Annotated in this window: 18 protein-coding genes; 10 read left to right on the top strand and 8 right to left on the bottom strand. The window is 43.4% G+C overall.

What is annotated here, in order from left to right:
* Positions 1 to 30: 30 nt before the first annotated feature.
* Positions 31 to 1,710, top strand: a complete 1,680-nt coding sequence (locus AO498_RS03080) for an amidase (RefSeq protein WP_067543643.1) — start codon at positions 31 to 33, stop codon at positions 1,708 to 1,710.
* A gap of 38 nt (positions 1,711 to 1,748) precedes the next feature.
* Here AO498_RS03080 and AO498_RS03075 read toward each other — a convergent pair whose 3' ends face one another.
* Together AO498_RS03075 and gpmI are read right to left on the bottom strand one after the other, a co-directional pair.
* A complete protein-coding gene (locus AO498_RS03075; protein WP_067543640.1) occupies positions 1,749 to 2,312 on the bottom strand; it encodes a hypothetical protein in 564 nt (187 codons plus the stop codon).
* Complete coding sequence (gene gpmI, locus AO498_RS03070) at positions 2,309 to 3,832, bottom strand: 2,3-bisphosphoglycerate-independent phosphoglycerate mutase (protein WP_067543638.1); 1,524 nt, start codon at positions 3,830 to 3,832, stop codon at positions 2,309 to 2,311. Before gpmI ends, AO498_RS03075 begins: the two co-directional genes overlap by 4 nt.
* A 135-nt stretch (positions 3,833 to 3,967) precedes the next feature.
* On the opposite strand from gpmI, the gene AO498_RS03065 reads away from it, so the two are divergent.
* Positions 3,968 to 4,363 (top strand): DUF4783 domain-containing protein, encoded by a 396-nt coding sequence (locus AO498_RS03065; protein WP_067543635.1) that lies wholly within the window; start codon positions 3,968 to 3,970, stop codon positions 4,361 to 4,363.
* Between the two features lie 52 nt (positions 4,364 to 4,415).
* The gene (gene nadC / locus AO498_RS03060) at positions 4,416 to 5,273 is read left to right on the top strand and encodes a carboxylating nicotinate-nucleotide diphosphorylase (protein ID WP_067543632.1); all 858 of its coding nucleotides are present in this window, start codon (positions 4,416 to 4,418) and stop codon (positions 5,271 to 5,273) included.
* Here nadC and queG read toward each other — a convergent pair.
* Complete coding sequence (queG, locus tag AO498_RS03055) at positions 5,254 to 6,201, bottom strand: tRNA epoxyqueuosine(34) reductase QueG (RefSeq protein WP_067543630.1); 948 nt, start codon at positions 6,199 to 6,201, stop codon at positions 5,254 to 5,256. The two genes, nadC and queG, sit on opposite strands and share 20 nt — an antisense overlap.
* 16 nt (positions 6,202 to 6,217) lie before the next feature.
* Positions 6,218 to 6,445: a hypothetical protein gene (locus AO498_RS03050; RefSeq protein ID WP_067543628.1), complete on the bottom strand. Its 228-nt coding sequence runs from the start codon at positions 6,443 to 6,445 to the stop codon at positions 6,218 to 6,220.
* A 137-nt stretch (positions 6,446 to 6,582) separates the two neighbouring features.
* On the opposite strand from AO498_RS03050, the gene AO498_RS03045 reads away from it, so the two are divergent.
* Both AO498_RS03045 and AO498_RS17215 read left to right on the top strand, forming a co-directional pair.
* A complete protein-coding gene (locus AO498_RS03045) occupies positions 6,583 to 7,683 on the top strand; it encodes a vWA domain-containing protein (RefSeq protein ID WP_067543625.1) in 1,101 nt (366 codons plus the stop codon).
* 5 nt (positions 7,684 to 7,688) lie between these two features.
* A complete protein-coding gene (locus AO498_RS17215; protein ID WP_067543622.1) occupies positions 7,689 to 9,218 on the top strand; it encodes a P-loop NTPase family protein in 1,530 nt (509 codons plus the stop codon).
* A gap of 160 nt (positions 9,219 to 9,378) precedes the next feature.
* Here AO498_RS17215 and AO498_RS03035 read toward each other — a convergent pair whose 3' ends face one another.
* Complete coding sequence (locus tag AO498_RS03035; protein ID WP_067543619.1) at positions 9,379 to 9,738, bottom strand: DUF1304 domain-containing protein; 360 nt, start codon at positions 9,736 to 9,738, stop codon at positions 9,379 to 9,381.
* 125 nt (positions 9,739 to 9,863) lie between these two features.
* Here AO498_RS03035 and AO498_RS03030 point away from each other — a divergent pair, with 125 nt between their 5' ends.
* Entirely contained in the window at positions 9,864 to 11,240 is a 1,377-nt protein-coding gene (locus AO498_RS03030) for a methyltransferase RsmF C-terminal domain-like protein (RefSeq protein WP_067543616.1), read from the top strand.
* Between the two features lie 42 nt (positions 11,241 to 11,282).
* Here the strand turns inward: AO498_RS03030 and AO498_RS03025 are convergent, their stop codons facing one another.
* Entirely contained in the window at positions 11,283 to 12,488 is a 1,206-nt protein-coding gene (locus AO498_RS03025) for a hypothetical protein (RefSeq protein WP_067543613.1), read from the bottom strand.
* 11 nt (positions 12,489 to 12,499) lie between these two features.
* Complete coding sequence (locus AO498_RS03020) at positions 12,500 to 13,642, bottom strand: P1 family peptidase (protein WP_067543610.1); 1,143 nt, start codon at positions 13,640 to 13,642, stop codon at positions 12,500 to 12,502.
* 103 nt (positions 13,643 to 13,745) lie between these two features.
* On the opposite strand from AO498_RS03020, the gene nth reads away from it, so the two are divergent.
* From nth to AO498_RS03005, 3 genes are all read left to right on the top strand, one after another.
* On the top strand, positions 13,746 to 14,408 hold the full coding sequence (gene nth, locus AO498_RS03015; RefSeq protein ID WP_067550209.1) for an endonuclease III: 663 nt from the start codon (positions 13,746 to 13,748) through the stop codon (positions 14,406 to 14,408).
* The gene (asnB, locus tag AO498_RS03010; RefSeq protein ID WP_067543608.1) at positions 14,408 to 16,180 is read left to right on the top strand and encodes an asparagine synthase (glutamine-hydrolyzing); all 1,773 of its coding nucleotides are present in this window, start codon (positions 14,408 to 14,410) and stop codon (positions 16,178 to 16,180) included. Before nth ends, asnB begins: the two co-directional genes overlap by 1 nt.
* 64 nt (positions 16,181 to 16,244) lie before the next feature.
* Positions 16,245 to 17,465, top strand: coding sequence for a glycosyltransferase family 4 protein (locus AO498_RS03005; protein WP_067543605.1), 1,221 nt, complete (start codon positions 16,245 to 16,247; stop codon positions 17,463 to 17,465).
* Here the strand turns inward: AO498_RS03005 and gldB are convergent.
* Positions 17,428 to 18,432: a gliding motility lipoprotein GldB gene (gldB, locus tag AO498_RS03000; protein ID WP_067543602.1), complete on the bottom strand. Its 1,005-nt coding sequence runs from the start codon at positions 18,430 to 18,432 to the stop codon at positions 17,428 to 17,430. The two genes, AO498_RS03005 and gldB, sit on opposite strands and share 38 nt — an antisense overlap.
* A gap of 110 nt (positions 18,433 to 18,542) precedes the next feature.
* Between gldB and AO498_RS02995 the strand changes: the two genes are divergently transcribed.
* The gene (locus AO498_RS02995) at positions 18,543 to 19,547 is read left to right on the top strand and encodes a radical SAM/SPASM domain-containing protein (RefSeq protein WP_067543600.1); all 1,005 of its coding nucleotides are present in this window, start codon (positions 18,543 to 18,545) and stop codon (positions 19,545 to 19,547) included.
* Positions 19,548 to 19,626: the final 79 nt, after the last annotated feature.

Below are 19,626 nucleotides of genomic sequence, written 5' to 3'. Positions count from 1 at the left end.
AGTTTGTTATTACAATCACAAAACTATCCAATGAATCGAAAATTACACCATTCGTACCGCCCTATTCTGATCCTTTCAGCTGTCGCGTTTACAGCTTTGGGATTTGTCATGGGAAGAAATGTGGGAGAAATAAATCCTGCTACGATTGACGCTGCTGCAGATCTGATCGGTTTGAGCTTTACTCCTCAAGAAAAAGATAGCATGGTGGGTACCTTAACCAATCACAGAAATTCCTATGAGATTCTGAGAAAAACCAAGCTTGAAAATTCAGTCGCTCCTGCTTTGATCTTCAACCCACTTCCTCAGGGCTTTTTCCCGAGTCAGGATCAAAAGACCCCAGACTGGGGCTTACCTTCCGAAGTATCCCTTCCCGAGAAAGACCATGACATCGCTTACCTGCCTGTCCATGAACTAGCCGTCCTGATCAAAAACAAAAAAATCACCTCAGAACGACTCACCCAAATCTATCTGAATCGGATCAAAACCTACTCAGACACTCTCCAATGCCTGATCACCTTAATGGAATCAACCGCTCTTGAAAAAGCTAGAATGATGGATCGAGAACTGGCCCAAGGCATCTATCGAGGTCCGCTTCATGGGATTCCTTATGGAATTAAGGACCTCCTTGCTGTACCCAATACCAAAACCACTTGGGGTGCGGCATCCTACAAGGATCAAGTAATTCAAGAAACCGCAACAGTTGTCCAAAAACTCGACGAGGCTGGAGGAGTCCTTGTCGGAAAATTCACACTTGGAGCCTTAGCCATGGGAGATGTCTGGTTTGGCGGAGTTACCAAAAACCCTTGGAACCTAAAACAAGGATCAAGTGGCTCTTCGGCTGGATCGGCCTCGGCTGTGAGTGCTGGACTTGTACCCTTTGCGATTGGTACTGAAACTCTCGGCTCGATTGTATCCCCATCCACCCGGAATGGAGTCACTGGACTTCGTCCTACTTATGGTCGGGTCAGCAAGCATGGAGCCATGGCTTTGAGCTGGTCCATGGACAAGATCGGCCCAATCTCTCGTTCCACGTTAGACAATGCCATCGTACTATCAATCCTCAATGGCATGGATCCCAAAGACCCATCCACCATTCCGGCAGCATTAAATTATTCTTCCAAAAATGAGGTCAAAAAACTAAAAGTAGGATACTTCAAGCCATTCTTTGAAGGCACCCGTCCAAACATTCAAAATGATCAAGCGGTATTGGACGTATTAAAAAATCAAGGCATCGAGCTGCATCCTCTTGAACTTAAAACCAGCATTAATGCCGGACCTTTGGTAAGTATGCTGTTGGTGGAAGGCGCTGCTGCATTTGATGAACTCACCCGTTTAGACTTGGATGACCAACTCGTAGCTCAACACCGAAATGCTTGGCCGAATGTCTTTAGATCTGCAAGATTGATTCCTGCCGTAGAGTATGTACAAATGAGCCGTCAGCGTACACTGTTGATCCAGGAAATGCACGAATTGATGAAAGACTACGATGTAATTGTGACTCCTTCCTTTGCTGGACAGCAACTTCAAATTACCAACCTGACGGGACATCCAGCTCTTTGCTTACCAAATGGATTTGCAGAAAATGGAAGTCCAACTTCGATCACCTTATTGGCCAATCTTTTTGATGAAGAAAAACTTATCATGTTAGGCCGATTGATTCAAGAAAATACAGACTGGCAAAGTAAACGACCCCCTCTTTTTAACCAGTAAGAAAAAACCCTGAAGCTTAACTGCTTCAGGGTTTTTTTCTATTGTCTTACTACGCCTTGAATTTTAATATTCGTTGGTTTTAGAAACATAACTTTTTGAGTTGTTTCTATCGAATAATGATCAACTAACTGAGTCTGTTGATTGATAAAAATTGAACCAAATGTGGTGGCTGAAAAAAAGAGATTAGACTCTTGAAGTTTGAAAGAAACCTCTACAGGCAAATCCCTCACGTAGCGAACTTTGATTTCCTTTACTTTCCCTTTTTCATCTGGTAACAGACGGTGGATCAAATTATCATGAAATACCTCTGTAGAATACGATAAAGCCAGTGAAGGTGTATTGATATCCGCCTGAATAAAGGCATCAAACTCCTCTTTCCAGTCCTGCTCGGAATAAACTTGCTCCGCAGTTTCTTCTTCCCCATTGATTCGGGAAGATTTCAGGACGGACTTTTCATTTAATCGCTGGGCCTGAAGATTGACAAAGCTTTTTAAGTCAAAATAGGGAAGCTTTTCCAAGCCTACACCCGATTCTTTGGGCCCACAGGAAAGGGCTGCAAAAACTAGCAGCCCGAAGAGAAGGAACGTTTTCAGTTTCATCATGCCAACAGGATTTCTCCGGTCATTTCGGCTGGAATATCTACCCCCATTAGCGTTAAAATGGTAGGTGCCAAATCTCCCAGTTTTCCATTTTTCACCGGAATTTGTTGTTTGTCATCGACCAAAATAAAAGGAACAAGATTAGTTGTGTGCGCAGTATTTGGCGTACCATCTTCATTGATCATCATATCGGAATTCCCGTGATCTGCAATGACAATGATGGTGTAGTCATTTGCCAAAGCCGTAGTAATTACGCTATTCGCACATTCGTCCACTGCTTCACAGGCTTTCACCGCAGCATCAAAATCGCCGCTATGTCCGACCATATCGGCATTGGCAAAGTTGAGACAAATGAAATCAGCACTTTTCTTTTTAAGCTCTGGATTGATTTTAGCAGCAATCTCAAATGCGCTCATTTCTGGTTTGAGATCGTAAGTAGCTACTTTTGGAGAAGGGCAAAGAATTCGACTTTCTCCCTCAAATTCTTTCTCTCTACCTCCTGAAAAGAAAAAGGTTACGTGCGGGTATTTTTCAGTCTCGGCAATTCGAATTTGCTTCTTACCAGCTCTTTCCAACACTTCTCCAAGAGTATTATTCAAATTATCTTTCTCAAACAACACCTTCACATCGGAGAACGTCTCATCGTAATTGGTGAAAGTGATGTAATCCAAGGCAATTTTTTTCATATGGAAATCCTCAAAATCGCGCTGGGTAAGGACTTGAGTGATTTCTCTCCCTCTGTCGGTTCGGAAATTGAAGCATACCACCAAATCTCCTTCTTCAATAACAGCAAGCGGTTTATTATCAGCACCTACCTGGATGATAGGACGGATAAATTCATCGGTTACATTGTTGTCGTAAGACTTCTTGATGGAGGCCAGTACATCTTTAGATTTTTCTCCTTCACCTAGAACCATGGCATCATAGGCCAACTTCACGCGCTCCCATCGATTGTCTCGGTCCATGGCATAATATCTTCCGACTACAGAGGCAATTTTTCCGGCAGAACTTCCCAAATGGTTTTGAAGGTCTGCCAAATAGTTAATTCCTCCTTTCGGATCAGTATCTCTACCATCTGTGAACGCATGGATGTATACCTCCTCCAATCCATGAAACTTTGCTGCATCGCAAAGGCCTTTGAGGTGTTCGATATGTGCATGGACACCTCCATCAGAAACTAACCCAATGTAATGTGCTTTTTTCTTTCCTGATTTCGCTTTTGCAAAAGCTTCAGTCAAAACAGGATGAGCATTTAATTCGCCATTTTTTACGGCTTGGTTAATTTTTACCAAGTCCTGATAAACTACCCGGCCAGCTCCGATATTCATATGTCCGACTTCGGAATTTCCCATTTGTCCCTCAGGAAGACCTACTGCTAGCCCAGAAGCTTCAAGCTTAGCATGGGGATATTTGGTATATAAGCCATCAACAAACGGCGTTTTCGCCTTGTCAATTGCAGATACCGCTGGGTTGGTGGCAATACCCCAACCATCCAAAATCATAAGTAAAACTTTCTTATCCATGGGGCAAATATATTACTTTTCAAGGCAATCTACCCGGCAAAAAATTTTGATCCTGTAGGAATGTGTGCCAGCATATTGTCCAGTATTCTTGATTTAAACGACTTTTTTTGGCTTGGATTTTGCCTTTGAGCAGTCATGCCGTGGATTAGCTTAATTCTTACTCTTTTTCTTTGGATTGGTCCGAAAGACTATTCTATGGTAAATGTCAACCAGATAGATCCTGTTATTACTGCGATCGAATTGGGATCAAGCAGTGAACTCTCCAAACATTTTTTGCCGAGCATTTCTTTGAATATCAATGGTCAACAAGGAGATTTTTCAAAAAACCAGGCTGAATTAGTCCTCCGAGAATTCTTCAAAAAAAATCCCCCTTCTGGATTTTCCCTAATTTTTAAAAATGAAAATCCAAGTAGTCACAGTACTTATGTAGGTGAATATTCGAGCAATAATGCTGTGTTTAAGGTATTTATTAAAGTTTCTCAAATCGAAAGCAACATTCGAATCTACAGTTTGGATTTTGTAAAGGGCTAGTTAAAGCGCTTCATTTTGAACTTCGCCCCGTTGATTTGGTTATTTTTGCGATATGAAGCCTGCCTATCTTACCCCCCAAGCCATTCATGAATTTATTGCTGCTGCACTTGCAGAAGATATTGGCCCTGGAGATTATTCATCCTTAGCGGCTATACCTGCTGATAAACTGGGTAAGGCCAAACTCCTTTTAAAAGATGAGGGTATTATCGCTGGCGTTGAGATGGCGGGGCACATTTTCAAGGCAGTCGACCCAAGATTGGAAGTTGAATTTTTAGTAGAAGACGGAGATCTAGTGAAAGAGGGAGATATAGGCTTAATTGTAAGAGGGCCTGCTGCATCAATTCTTTCTGCTGAACGGCTTGTGCTCAACTGCATGCAGCGCATGAGTGCCATCGCCACCAAAACTTATCGACTCAATCAGCTTATCGCGCATACCAATGCCAAACTCATGGATACCCGAAAGACCACACCCAATTTTCGGTTGATGGAAAAATGGGCAGTCCATATTGGAGGAGGGGTCAATCACCGGTTTGCGCTCTACGATATGGTCATGCTAAAAGACAACCATGTGGACTTTGCCGGAGGAATTCAACAAGCGATTTCCCAGACTAGATCTTATCTGGATAAAAATGGTCTAAACTTGAAAATCGAAATCGAAACTCGATCCCTGGATGAAGTGAGCCAAGTATTGAAGGTCGGAGGCGTAGATTATATCATGCTGGACAATATGGACTTTGAAACCATGAGGGAGGCAGTAAGGATGATTGATGGAAAATATAAAACAGAAGCCTCTGGAGGAATTACCGAAGATACACTGGCAGCTGTGGCTGAGTGTGGGGTAAATTATATCTCCATGGGTGCACTTACACACTCCGTAAGTAGCTTAGATATTAGCTTGAAGGCTTTTTAAAGCTAGAAAAATCAACATTCCGCTTAATCCCAGCAAACTTGGTCCGCCTCACCGCTGATTTGGCAAAAACACGTTTAAAAGTTTCCTCAGTCATTTCGACCCATTCTTTATTTGAAAAATTAGCCAATTCATCACTGGGTCGAAAAGCCGGTTCGTGATGAGGTCGTGAAAACCGATTCCAAGGACAAACATCCTGACAGATATCGCAGCCAAATACCCAATTTTCCATTTTTCCCACAAACTCGTTTGGAATGGCCTCTTTGAGTTCGATCGTCAGATAGGAAATGCACTTGGAGGCATCAATCACCTCCGGCTGTACGATTGCATCAGTCGGACAAGCATCAATACATGCCGTACAGGTCCCACAGTAGTCTTTGACCAAAGGCGTATCTGGAATCGCGTCCAAATCGATGATCAATTCGGCCAAAAAGAAAAAACTACCCATCTGCCGATTGAGTAGCAGGCTGTTTTTTCCAATCCAACCCAATCCAGCTTTCTGTGCCCATTGCCGTTCCATCACCGGCGCCGAATCCACAAAGGAGCGGCCGTTGATTTCACCAATTTCTTCCCGGAGAACTTCCAAAAACTCTGTGAGTTTAGCTCGAATCACCTCATGATAATCTGCCCCATAGGCATATTTGGCAAGTTTGAGGTCCTCCAGCTGATGAGGAAGCTGCTTTTCTGGGTAGTAATTATAGATGAGAGAAATCACCGTTTTGGCACCTTCGACCAATTTGGTAGGATCAAGTCGCTTGTCAAAGTGATTGGCCAAATAGGCCATTTTCCCCTGATAGTTTCGATTGAGCCATTCTTCCAACCGAGGAGCTTCTGACTCTAAAAATTCAGCTTTCGCAATCCCACAAAAGTCAAACCCCAGACGCTTGGCGGTGGATTTGAGGATTTGTGCGTGTTTTTCGGCGGGGGTCATAGCCGAAATTTAGAGATTATTCCCCTCTTTTTAAGTCTTCCCGATCTTGATACCACTGCTCCTCAAAAGTTTCCTCAATCTCGACCGGAGCCGCCAATACCGCCCAAACCATCCATAAAATCAAAAAAGGCCCTGCCAGAAAAATCGCCCAAATCAGCATCTGCGCAATATTAAATTGAATCAAGGTGACAAATAGGATCAATACTCCTGTGACAATTCCGACTGCGCTATGATAGTTTTTCATCTTTTCCCGGATTTTTATGAGGAATACTAAACTCAGTAGCCCCTCGCTTTGTTAAACCATGTATTACCCCTTTTTCTTTAATCTTGAAACTTGATACTCTAGTCTTGTGTCTCGTTTCTAATGTCTAGCTTCTGACCATGAAAGGATTTCGCTTCACGCAGTATGTGCCTCCCCAGGACCCGGAGAAAAATACCTTCGAGAATTTGCTGAATATTTTCCTGCAGCTGGTTACCATGACTGGAGGCGATGTAGCCGAGGCCTTAAGTTGGCTGACCAATTTGGATAAGCGATACAACCTGACTAACCCCAATTACGGGATTGGTGACTTTATCGAAGACCTGAAATCAAAAGGGTATTTGACAGAAGAAAATCAAAAAGGAGAATTCAAAATAACTGGTAAAGCAGAGCAGACGATTCGAAAGTCTGCCTTGGAGGAAATCTTTGGCAAACTCAAGCGCGGCAAATCCGGTCAGCACAAAACTACCCATTCCGGACAAGGTGAAGAGCGTGGCACTGACCGCAGAGCCTATGAATTTGGGGACAATCTGGACCAAATCGCCCTGACTGACTCGCTTCGAAATGCCCAAGCCAATCATGGACTTTCTGGGGATTACCTGCTGACAGAGGACGATCTGGAAGTGGTCGAGACAGAATATCGCTCCCAGACCTCCACTGTATTGATGATCGATATTTCCCACTCCATGATTTTATATGGAGAAGACCGAATCACTCCTGCAAAAAAAGTGGCGATGGCTCTAGCCGAACTGATCAAAACCCGCTATCCTAAGGACACGCTTGATGTGATCGTTTTCGGAAATGATGCTTGGCAAATCGAAATCAAAGATTTGCCTTACCTACAAGTTGGTCCATACCATACCAATACTGTCGCCGGACTAGAGCTTGCGATGGATTTGCTCCGACGCAGAAAGAATCCCAACAAGCAAATCTTTATGATTACCGACGGCAAGCCCACTTGCCTCAAAGTCGGGATTAAGTACTACAAAAACGCCTTTGGCATCGACAGTAAGATCCTCGCGGAAACGCTGAAACTAGCTGCCCAATGCCGTAAACTGAAAATACCCGTGACGACCTTTATGATCGCCTCGGATCCTTATCTCAAAGAATTTGTAAAAGAGTTTACCAAAGTCAACAACGGCAACGCTTACTACAGCAGCCTGAAGGGACTTGGCGATCTCATTTTTGAAGATTATAGACGAAACCGCAGCAAACGATTTTAACTCGAATGGACTATCAAAAACTCACCGGACACCAACTCTTACAAATCAAGACCCTCGGCCAACTCAAGGCTTCAGGATATCTACCCAAATCCATCAAAGAAGAACTCCGTGACAACCTGATCCAAAAAATCAAAGCCAAAGAAAATGTCTTTGAAGGCATTTGGGGCTATGAGGATACGGTGATTCCTGACATTGAGCGGGCGATTCTTTCCCGTCACAATATCAACTTGCTCGGACTTCGCGGTCAAGCCAAAACCCGTATCGCACGAATGATGACGCATCTTTTGGATGAATATGTACCAGTGGTTTTTGGTTCGGAACTCAACGATGACCCCATGCATCCACTTTCGTCCTTTGCCAAAAATCTAATTGAGGAAAAAGGAGACGACACGCCTGTCGCTTGGCTCCATCGTGAAGATCGTTATGCAGAAAAACTAGCCACTCCGGATGTTTCGGTAGCCGACTTGATCGGTGATGTGGACCCAATCAAAGCCGCCACCATGAAACTGAGCTACAATGACGAGCGGGTGATTCACTATGGCTTGGTTCCCCGTTCGCATCGGTGCATTTTCGTGATCAACGAGTTGCCTGATTTGCAAGCAAGAATTCAAGTGGCACTTTTCAATATTCTACAGGAAGGCGATATTCAGATTCGAGGCTTCAAATTGAGGTTACCCTTGGATATTCAGTTTGTATTCACCGCAAACCCTGAGGACTACACCAATCGAGGCAGCATCGTAACTCCGTTGAAAGACCGAATCGAAAGCCAAATCATCACGCATTATCCGAAGTCGATCGAGATCGGCAAGAAAATCACAGCCCAGGAAGCTAACCTTGCTGGAAAGCCAGTGGATCAGATTCATGTGCCTGAGTTGATGCGAGACCTCATCGAGCAAATTGCGATCGAAGCAAGAGGTTCAGAGTTTGTGGATGAAAAAAGCGGGGTGTCGGCCCGATTGACCATTTCGGCTTACGAAAACCTGATCTCCGCTGCGGAAAGAAGACTTTATCTCAATGGGGAAAGCAATACTGTGGTCCGAATTGCAGACTTGATTGGAGTGATTCCAGCGATTACTGGAAAAGTCGAACTAGTTTATGAAGGTGAGCAGGAAGGTGCCGGACTAGTGGCTTACAACCTGATCGGAAAAGCGATCCGTACCCAATTCGTCAACTATTTCCCTTCTCCTGAACAAAAGAAAAAGGACAAATCAGGCAATCCGTATGTAATTCCATTGGCTTGGTTTGGAGAAGGAAACGAGCTGGATATTTTGGCTTCCCAATCCGACAAAGAATATAAAACCTTGCTTCATTCTGTCCCAGGGCTGGAGGAAGTGGTCACACAGATGGTGAAAACTTTGCCCGAAAAGGAAAAGGAATTTTTTATGGAATTTGCGCTACATGGCTTGGCAGAGTATTCTCAATTGAGCAAAAAACTACTCGACACGGGGCTTCAGTTCAAGGATCTATTCAGTTCCATGTTCGACATGGGACCCGGAGATGAGGACGAGGATGATTTTGAGGATGATGACAATTAAGAAGAGAGGCGCAAGCCTCTTTTTTTGTTTTTCACCGCAGGAGATTTTCAGTGATCAGTCCCGATAACTATTGGGAGTAGTCTCAGTCTTCAGAATCCTGACTATTGAAAACTGTTTACTGAACACTTTTTCTATGCGCCCTTCGCGCCTCCGCGGTGAACTAGAATAATATCAACACAATCCCTACCAAAGCCGGTAATCCTTGCACATAGAAGATCTTTTTGCTGGCAGTGATAGCCCCAAAAATCCCCGCAATCAGCACGCAGGTCAGGAAAAAGAGTGCGACTTTATCCGCCCAAATCGGATCGGTAATAACCCTTGACCAAACCAGTCCAGCGACTAAAAATCCATTGTACAAGCCTTGATTAGCGGCTAAAACTTTGGTCTTTGGGAACATTTCCTTGGGCATTTGCCTAAAAATCTTTCGCCCCGTCGTCTCCCAGGCAAACATTTCAAACCAAAGAAAATACAAATGAAGCGCAGCGATTAGGCCGATGACAAGGTTAGTGAGGAGTTCCATTGCAGTACGAGTTCAGGTTTAAGTTACACATTTTTGGAGCGTGCAGTGGTCAGTCTCAGTTTCCAGTTTTCTATCAACTGTGACTGCTCCCGATAGTTATCGGGACTGATTACTATCTTTGCCCTATGTCCGAACTTCAGTTGCCAACCGACTTTCAAACCCAAATGCTTGCCCTTTTGGGAGAAGTAGAATTCCAACTTTTTACTACCTCCATCAATCGGACTCCTCGTACTTCTATCCGCCTAAACCCATACAAATCATTTTCGCCTTCTTGGAATTCCAGCCCGATTCCCTGGTCTGAAGAAGGCTATTTTTTAGAGGAACGACCCAGCTTTACCCTTGACCCTGCCTTTCATGCTGGAGCCTATTACGTGCAGGAGGCTTCCTCCATGTTTATCGAGCATATCTTAAAAAGCTTGGAAATTCCCAAAGGGGTTTACCTTGATTTGGCGGCTGCACCAGGAGGGAAGAGTACACTTTTGTCAAGTTATCTGGGAGAGGAAGGCTTGCTTGTTGCTAACGAAGTGATCCAGTCAAGAGCCCAAATCCTCAAGGAAAACGCCATCAAATGGGGTTTGGGAAATATCATCGTTTCCAATAATGATCCCGATCACTTTTCAAGTTTGGAGGGATTTTTTGATGTAGTCTTGGTCGATGCACCGTGTTCGGGAGAGGGAATGTTTCGCAAAGATCCACAAGCTCGGGAGGAGTGGTCCTTAGACCATGTGACCCTTTGCTCTTCCCGCCAAAAACGCATTATGAATCAAGCCGGAGCACTGGTCAAAGGGGGTGGGTATCTTATCTATTCCACCTGCACGTTTAATGAACAGGAAAATGAGGAAATGATCCAATTTCTCACTGAAGAATTTGCTTTTGAACCCGTCCAGATTTCTTTGGATAATTCTTGGGGAATTGTTGAAACACAAGTAGAAACAGGAGATGGAGCGTTCTTCGGCTATCGTTTTTTCCCACACAAAGTAGAAGGTGAGGGATTTTTCATCACGGTACTGAAACGACCAGATTCGGCTTCTACTCAAGAACCCGGGCGAATCAAGGACTTCAAACATCCTGTGCTGAAGGCATTAGGCGATCGGGAAGGAGATGTGATAGAGCAAGAACTTGGTTTTGATGGCTCTGGAAAATACTACCTTTTAAATGACTCTTATTTTCGGATAAACCGAGAGTTCTACCGGTATTTTGAAAAAATCTCTCAGGCCTTAAGCCTTCGGTATTTTGGAGTGGAACTCGGAAAAAAGCAAAAAAATGAGTGGATTCCCAGCCATGAATGGGCACTTTCCCTTTTGCCCAAAAATGGTTTTGCACACGTGGAACTCAACAAAGATCAGGCTTTGGAATACTTACGAAAAAATGATCAATCCTTCGATGATTTACCCAAGGGATGGGTTCTTTTTACGCATCAAAACCTGCCTCTTGGCTGGGCCAAAAATCTGGGAAACCGACTGAATAATTACTATCCCAAAGATTGGAGAATCAGGATGTGATCTTGAAATAGATCCATTTCCAATTCAAAAAATCTTCTTCTATTAATCTTTAATAAAATTAAACCTAGCCCACTTTTTTCGGTACCGGATATCATCTCCAGCACCGAGTAAAGGCTCCAAGTAGGTGATTTTCTCCACCCTAATTTCATGGACTCCTTGAGTCAAATGTCCGATTGGCAATTGAGTCATAAGTGCAGGCTGATTTGTATGACCGGCAAGGACTGGGGTCCATTTGGAAATTGAAATCAAAGAATCATTCAAGAGAATCCTAAACTGATTTTCGTAAGAATCTACATTTTGCCATGGAATGCTATCCTTAGGCAATAGGCTATTAATTTTAGAAGTAGCATCTTTTTCTCTTTTATAAATCGGTAGGAAGAGTTCCATGACCTCTCGGTTTGTCTGCTTAATTGGTGTCCAGATTCTTGCAAAACGCTTTTTATCAGAATTATACTCCTCAAAATATCCTTGATCTTTAGGGTATTCAAAATCTTCTTCGTCTAGGTTTGCCTGAATTTGAAAAGAAGAAAAGCCGTCCAAATCCTGAGAGATAAAAGGGATTGAAATAAAAATCAGAACCATAGAAAAAGAGGCAAATGCCCATTTACCCAAATTACTTTGGTATACGGCTCCAACAGTTCCACTCATGCTTTTTCCTATACTATCTTTTAGTTTGGAAGGCTTTCCCAATAATGGACTTAATCCCAAGGCAATGATAGTCAGCATAAAAATGACATAGACTATTTGAAATTCTAAATTGAAGACCAAATAGATTCCGATCAAAATCAACAAATAGACAGTAATTGTAAACATGGGAATCGCGACAGAAATCGGAAACCCGTAGAGTATGCTGCACCACCTTTCCAATTTGATAAGATAGGCATTGGGATGGGAATATTCAGTTGATTGGGAATATTTAAAAAGCTTTTCTTTGATTACTCCTTCTGGGAAAGCATAGGTAATTCCGAGCATACCAGCCCAAATAAACCGCATGACCAAGTGAATGACCAAAAACAATTTAAAGACCGAAATGATCAAGGAGAAATAAACCAAAATAAGGGTAGCGGGAATTTGTTCAAGTCCATAATCCTGAACCAAAATCACCGAAATATCAAACAATCTTGAAGGGATGATAAACAATACGGCGAGTATAATACCAGATATAATAACTTCCGGCTCCCAGCTATTTTTTTGAAGATTTTCCAGCCATGTCAAGTCCTGTTGTTTCTTGATCTCTTCTGTTTCCATATTTCTAAAAATTATCTTTCAATATGCTGATTTTTAACCCATTCTAAAACTTTCTCCTTGGGCAATTCCTCCACGATTTTGCCTGCTTTCCCCTCCATCGTTTCGGCAGCAAATAGGGAATTGATGATCGCTTCTTCTGTAGCTTCAATCACCGCTAAAAAGAGTGCGGTCATGTCATCATTCCCGAGAAATTCTGCTTTTTGGAGTTGCTGAGAAGGAATCGAATGAGGAATTCTCAATCCCTCATGGGTCGTAAAAGCGATCACATAATCACCCGAACCATTGGAAGCAATTCCCCCCGTCTTTGCGAGTCCCATCATGGCACGCTGAGCCATTCGCTCCAAGTTTCTTTCCAAAACTGGGGCATCGGTCGCGATAACGATCATGCAGCTTCCATCGGATTTTTCCAAGGCATCTTTGAACGGATATTTTCCCAACTTTTCACCTACTGGAACCCCGGCAATTTGCAGATTACCTCCAAAATTGGTTTGAACCAAAACTCCCACCGTGTGTCCACCAAGACTTTCTGGAAGTTTACGGGACGAAGTTCCGATTCCCCCTTTCCATCCAAAACAAACAGTTCCTGTACCTGCTCCGACATTTCCTTCTTGGATCTGGCCTTCGGTAGCAGATTGGATCGCTTGAATGACTTCATCTGGAGAAATGTGCATTCCACGGATATCATTGAGGTAGCCATCATTGGTTTCTCCAACTAGGGCGTTAACGGATTGAACAGATTCATTGCCGGGCTGAGCGAGGGAGTAGCGAGCCGCACCTTCGATACCGGCAGCGACACTTAGCGTATTGGTCAAAATGATCGGCGACTCCAGATTTCCCAATTCTTGTACTTGAGTGATTCCTGCCAATTTCCCAAATCCATTTCCTACAAAAATCGCGGCCGGCACCTTCTCCTGAAATAGATTATCCCCATGGGGTAAAATTGCAGTGACTCCGGTTCGGATGTTTTGTCCCTCGATTTTAGTAAAGTGTCCGACCCTTACACCCTCCACATCTGTAATCGAGTTGAGCGTTCCTGTGGGCAGAATCCCAAAAGGCACTCCTAATTCCCGAGCTCTGGTTTGAGCGAACAAGATTTGGATAGTCAGAAAGAAAAAAGCGCTGATTAAAGCTGATAGGTACTGGGGTTTTAACATGGGGAGACTAATTTTTCAATTTTCAAATCTTCAAATCCGCCCCAGCGGACAAGTATTTCCAATAATACCTATCTTACCTTCCCTTTCCAAGATTCCCATTAAAATGCTCAAAAAACAACGATACGAGGCCTTTATCGAACATTTTTCAGAAAACATGCCAGTTGCGGAAACCGAACTGGAATATGAAAACCCCTTTCAACTCTTGGTGGCCGTAGTACTCTCTGCCCAATGTACAGACAAGCGCGTCAACATCGTGACTCGGGAATTATTTAAGCATTTTCCCACAGCTGCCCATTTGGCTGCAACCCATTTTGATGAACTTTTTCCGTATATCCGTTCTATTTCCTATCCGAATAATAAAACCAAACATCTGATTGGCTTGGGCAAAATGCTCATCGAGGATTTTGGAGGAGAGGTACCTTCCACCGTGGAGGAATTGGTTAAACTCCCAGGAGTAGGCCGCAAGACTGCCAACGTAATCACCTCAGTGGTATGGCAGCAACCCAATATGGCTGTCGATACCCATGTATTTCGAGTATCAAGACGTTTAGGACTGGTACCGCTGACGGCCAAGACTCCTTTGGAAGTAGAAAAACAATTGGTAAAACACATTCCCAAACAATACATCCACAAAGCACATCACTGGTTGATCTTGCATGGACGATATACTTGTCTGGCTCGAAAACCGAAATGTGAAGAATGCGCGATCACCCACCTGTGCAAGTATTTCGAAAAAAACCAAAGCAAAATCCAGCCTGAAGAATAATGTGCGGAATCCACTTGATTTGGGGAAAAGGAGCGAATGAAGAGAATATTCAAAAACTAGTCGACCATTCTCACCATCGGGGGCCAGACCAGCAGGCTGTCCTTTCTCCTTGGGCAGGACTTTGGATTGGCGTCAATCGCTTGAAAATTCTTGATCTAGGGATAGAGGCCAATCAACCCTTTTGGGATTCGGATGGAAATTACCTTCTGATTTGGAACGGTGAAATCTACAATTACTCAACGCTGAGATCGATCTTGGAGAAAATGGGGGTCCCTCTTCAATCCAAATCTGATACAGAGGTATTGTTGTACTATCTAAAGTTTTTTGGAACCGAGGCCCTAACCAAAATCCAAGGAATGTTTTCCTTGATTTTTATCGATCTCCTCCAGCAATCCGTGCTGATCGCTAGAGATCCAACTGGTGAAAAGCCGCTTTATTTCTTCCAAAATCCAGATTCTTTGATTGTTTCTTCAGAGGCAAAAGGAATTGCAAATCTGCTCGGCTTGGAGGTAGATGCGCAGCAAATCACTTCCTATTTTTACTTCCGATTTCCCCTCCCCGGCAAATCCGCCTTCAAGGGGATTCGAGAATGGAAACCCGGTCGATACAGTCGTGTTCACCAGCATTTCAGCTTCCGGTGGGATACTATTCCAAGCCAGGCACCTTCACCTGAAAAGCCCGAATTGCGCACTTTTCAAGCCTCATTAAAATCGGCTATTTCAAAACAATTTCAGGCCGATACTCCTGTAGGGGTTATGCTCAGTGGAGGTGCGGACAGCTCATTACTTTACGCGTATTGGTACCAACAAAGTGGGATCTCTTTACCCTCTTTTACCATCCAGACTGAGAAAAAGTACGAAAAGAAATATGCCGACGCATCCCATGCCTTGCGATTATGTCAACAGTTTCCCAGTGACCAGGAATTGATCGCGATTGATCAGCGTATATTCTTGCAGCACTGGGAGGAATACCTCCTGAGTTTAGATCAACCCATGGGAGATTCAGCTAGTTTCTTAACCTGGATGATTGGAAAAAAAGCCAAGGTTTCCGTGAAGGTATTAATTGGAGGAGCGGGTGCGGATGAGCTTTGGGGAGGGTATCAACGTCATGTGGGTTTTAATCGCTATCTATCCCATTCTGGATTCTGGACCACTTGGAGTCCTATTTTGGCGAAACTTCCTTGGAATAGAGAAATAAAAAAATTTCTCAACGGGATAGATCGAAATCCAAATAAGACCTTTTTGAATTTTTCGGCCTTAGAAAATCCTGACTCGGAACTCTACCCCGACTTTGATCGATATTTTAACCTCTCACTTGACCCGTACAAACGTATGTTGGATTTTGACCGACAGGTTTATTTGGTCGAAGATGTGCTTAAGATTCACGATCATGCGCTCATGGCGCACAGCATCGAAGGTAGATCTCCGTATCTGGATGCTGAAATGATTTCTCTTTGGGAATCCGTCACTGATCATTCATTATTAATCGGGAAAACTTGGATCAAGGCCTCCTTATCTGAGATTGGATTGGACTGGATCGCAAATCGAAAAAAATTCGGGTTTGGATTGCCTTTGCAGGAGTGGCTTCAGGAAGATGGTCCCTTTGCTCAGCGTGTTTTTAGTACGCTTAAAGCATGGGCAGACCTCGAAGGAAAACTCTTACCCCAGCCAATTTTAGAAGTTTGCAAACATCCAGAGCAAGCCGCTAAAAATCAGTTTTTAACTTTGTACAATCTATTCCTTTGGAGGGAATGGGTAAATTTAAGATCCTGATCGAAAATGAAATTGGAGTAAGCGTTTCTCACCGATTAATCTTGCTGTAGTAGTAAAGAGCCTCATGAAAATCATTTATATCCACCAATATTTCCGAACTCCTGAACAAGGCGGAGCCGTGAGATCCTACCACCTTGCCAAAGGTTTGGTGGAAGCAGGGCATGAGGTGGAAATGATCACTGCCCATAATTCGGGTTTTTATGATCAAAAATGGATTGAGGGTGTCAAAGTGCACTATTTGCCGGTTGCCTATTCCCAACACTTTGGATTTCTGAGGAGAATTTGGTCCTTTTTAATGTTTGTGCGGAAAAGCAAAAAGCTGTTGAAAAAACTCTCTAGACCTGATCTTTTATACATTACCTCCACCCCCTTGACAACAGGCTTGATCGGACTTTGGGCCAAACGAAAATTGGCTCTTCCATATGTGTTTGAAGTTCGTGACTTATGGCCGGAGGCTCCAATTCAAGTCGGTGCCATCCGTAACCGCTTAGCGATCGCTTATTTGAAAAAGTTGGAGAAAAAAATCTATTCGCAAAGCCTCCGACTGATCGGACTTTCTCCGGGGATTGTGAGACATCTGCAATCGCTGGTCTCAGATAAAGAGATCGATCTTATCCCGAATTTTTCAGATTTGGAGCTTTTTTATCCAAAAGAGCCCGATTCAACTTTGCAGAAATCACTCGGGTTAAGCCCGGGACTGACCATTGCATACACGGGTGCTTTGGGAATGGTGAATGCGGTTGATGAATTATTGGATTTAGCAGAATGGGCCCAGAAACGTGGGAAAAACTGGAACTTTTTGATTTTGGGGGAAGGTAGTCACCAAGAGACTCTTCAAAAAGATGCCACACAGAGACAGCTCCATCAGGTTCGGTTTCTACCACTCCAAAACAAAAAACAAGTAAATGAAATACTCAATCTTGCCGATTTTGCCTGGATTTCTTTTGCCCATTATCCAGTATTAAAGACCAATAGCCCAAACAAATTTTTTGATGCTTTGGCCGCAGGCAAACCTATTTTGGTGAATCACAAAGGATGGGTTTTTGATCTGGTAAAATCCCATGACTTAGGGATTGCCTTTCTTCCTGGAAAATGGGAAAAAGCTTGGGAGAAGTTGGACGAATTGGAATCTCAACCTAGGCGAATTCACGCCATGGGACAACGATCCCGTCAGTTGGCTTCGTTTTATTTCTCCAAAGAGTTAGCCGTAAGTCGTGTACTCGAGGTGGTAGAATCACGGCCAAAGCTTACTCTTGACTCCTCGGCCGATATCCGGATTGCCTAAAGATTTTTTCCGAATCTGCCTCCATCATCAGTAGGGGCAAGTCCAAGTCTTGACTCGCTTGGTAATCATCCACAATATTCCATCCAATCCATCTTCCAAGTCTACCCGGGGCATTGGTGCTGATTGCATCAGTAAATGGCGCCTCACCAATGTACTTTCTGATTTCCAAAGGACTGGTTTCATATAGGAGCTCATTTTCGACAAAATGTGCCCAGATAAATTCCTCATTGGCATAGCATTCTGAAATTTCCTCAGGAGTATATCCTATAATAAACTGATCTGAGGTACAAGGCATAATGGCTTTGACAAAGTGATATGCTTTGCCGTAATAAATCATTTCCGACAGAAGGCTATTTTCTTCTGGGTTGACCGTATTGTATCGGGAGGAAATGGCAAGGACGATCATCGGAACCAAATAGGAACGTTCGTATCGTTCTGCCATATAGCGGGCAATATCCGGCTGAAAACTATGATCCTTGGGCAGGTAATAATCCAATCCGATGACAATCATTTCAGGAGTCACGACCAAATCAGAATTGAATCCTGATACAAAGGTATACACCTTGGGAGCCTGAAAATTTGGATAGTAGTGTTTGATATATTTAAAAGCGTGCTCAAGATCTTGTTGAATATCTGAAATATCTGCAAACTCTACCTGAACCGAATCGTACAGAGCACGCATCGCAGAATCCTGATGCACTTCTACAAGCAAGGCAGCTAAGGTGTCTGGAGAATAATATTGATCCACTTGGAGGTAATTACGCGCAAAGTCCGGGTACTTCTCCATCAAGTGTAAAAAGTCGGAGGCACTAGTACCTGCAAAAAATTCCTGATCCAATCTCACGAGCTCTACCGTCAAATCCTGACTTAAAATATCTTCATCCAAGGCACAGGCTTGATCCTTTTTGCTGCAGGAAAACAATCCAACCAAGAGTAAAAGCGCTAATCCAAAGAGTCTGTTTTTCATAATCACGTTATTGTCTCGGCAAAATAAGTAAAGCCATTCCAAACCAACGCAAAAGAGAACAATCAGTTGGATAGATTTTTTGATCAGGGAAAAGGGGATTATTTTTCGGAGTGAAGAATCAATTTTGGATTGGTTTAGCCTTTCTGCGTAAGCTTACCTGGTCAAAAGCATGGAACCTAGGTCTTTTGTATGCATCCTATGCTTTCAGCCAATTGACCCGAAAGCCGATCATTTGGGGGATGCCAACCACGCTAAGCCTAGAGCCAACCACAAGTTGCAATCTTCGATGTCCGGAATGTCCCTCTGGCTTACGCGCTTTTTCCAGACCAACGGGAATGCTCCATTTTTCACTCTTTAAGGAAACCATAGACCAAAGCAAGGATCACCTGACTTGGCTGCATTTGTATTTTCAAGGTGAACCCTTTTTAAATCCAGAGTTTTTGAAGATGGTAAGCTATGCGGATCAGCAAGGTGTCTTCACATCTACCTCGACCAATGCTCATTACCTCAGCCAGGATACGGTAGATCAAATCATCCAAAGTGGACTGAGACAATTGATCGTATCAATGGATGGAATTACCCAAGAGATTTACGAAAAGTATCGAATAGGCGGAAAACTGGAAAAGGTCCAAAACGGCTTAAAAACTCTTATTTCCAGTCGAGCCAAGGCTAAAAAAATCTTTCCTCGGGTCGTTCTCCAATTTTTGGTTACTGGGCAAAATGAACATCAAATCCCCGCTTTGAAAACTTGGGCAGAAGCCTTGGGAGTAGACGAACTCCAACTGAAGTCCACCCAGATTTATGATTATGAAGACGGATCTGAGTTGATTCCAAGTGATTTAGGGTATTCCCGATATATTCCAGACGGCAAGGGCAAATGGAAACTCAAAAAGAAAATAGAAAATAAATGCTGGAGAATGTGGCAAGGTGCCGTGGTCACTTGGGATGGGAGAGTCGTTCCTTGCTGCTTTGACAAAGATGCCCAATATGTGATGGGACAGCTTCCCGAAAAATCGCTTGCTGCTATCTGGAATTCTGAAAACTACCAAAAATTCCGAGCTCAGCTTTTGGAGGATCGAGCCCAACTCGAGATTTGCCGAAACTGCACCGAATAGCCCATTTTTGGTTCAAATTTGGTAGAATTGATAATTAAGTGGATTTTTATCTGCTAAATTCTCCCCATCTACCTCGGAA

Origin of the sequence: Algoriphagus sanaruensis, assembly GCF_001593605.1 — a bacterium.
Taxonomy (GTDB): Bacteria; Bacteroidota; Bacteroidia; order Cytophagales; family Cyclobacteriaceae; genus Algoriphagus; species Algoriphagus sanaruensis.
This window is presented reverse-complemented; position numbering and strand designations above follow the sequence as displayed.

Coding starts and splice junctions, on each gene's coding strand:
- AO498_RS03020 (WP_067543610.1), bottom strand. CDS start 13,642: ATGTTAAAACCCCAGTACCTATCAGCTTTAATCAGCGCTTTTTTCTTT.
- nadC (WP_067543632.1), top strand. CDS start 4,416: ATGAAGCCTGCCTATCTTACCCCCCAAGCCATTCATGAATTTATTGCT.
- AO498_RS03080 (WP_067543643.1), top strand. CDS start 31: ATGAATCGAAAATTACACCATTCGTACCGCCCTATTCTGATCCTTTCA.
- queG (WP_067543630.1), bottom strand. CDS start 6,201: ATGACCCCCGCCGAAAAACACGCACAAATCCTCAAATCCACCGCCAAG.
- AO498_RS17215 (WP_067543622.1), top strand. CDS start 7,689: ATGGACTATCAAAAACTCACCGGACACCAACTCTTACAAATCAAGACC.
- nth (WP_067550209.1), top strand. CDS start 13,746: ATGCTCAAAAAACAACGATACGAGGCCTTTATCGAACATTTTTCAGAA.
- gpmI (WP_067543638.1), bottom strand. CDS start 3,832: ATGGATAAGAAAGTTTTACTTATGATTTTGGATGGTTGGGGTATTGCC.
- asnB (WP_067543608.1), top strand. CDS start 14,408: ATGTGCGGAATCCACTTGATTTGGGGAAAAGGAGCGAATGAAGAGAAT.
- AO498_RS03050 (WP_067543628.1), bottom strand. CDS start 6,445: ATGAAAAACTATCATAGCGCAGTCGGAATTGTCACAGGAGTATTGATC.
- gldB (WP_067543602.1), bottom strand. CDS start 18,432: ATGAAAAACAGACTCTTTGGATTAGCGCTTTTACTCTTGGTTGGATTG.
- AO498_RS03030 (WP_067543616.1), top strand. CDS start 9,864: ATGTCCGAACTTCAGTTGCCAACCGACTTTCAAACCCAAATGCTTGCC.
- AO498_RS03035 (WP_067543619.1), bottom strand. CDS start 9,738: ATGGAACTCCTCACTAACCTTGTCATCGGCCTAATCGCTGCGCTTCAT.
- AO498_RS03065 (WP_067543635.1), top strand. CDS start 3,968: ATGCCGTGGATTAGCTTAATTCTTACTCTTTTTCTTTGGATTGGTCCG.
- AO498_RS03075 (WP_067543640.1), bottom strand. CDS start 2,312: ATGATGAAACTGAAAACGTTCCTTCTCTTCGGGCTGCTAGTTTTTGCA.
- AO498_RS03025 (WP_067543613.1), bottom strand. CDS start 12,488: ATGGAAACAGAAGAGATCAAGAAACAACAGGACTTGACATGGCTGGAA.
- AO498_RS03005 (WP_067543605.1), top strand. CDS start 16,245: ATGAAAATCATTTATATCCACCAATATTTCCGAACTCCTGAACAAGGC.
- AO498_RS03045 (WP_067543625.1), top strand. CDS start 6,583: ATGAAAGGATTTCGCTTCACGCAGTATGTGCCTCCCCAGGACCCGGAG.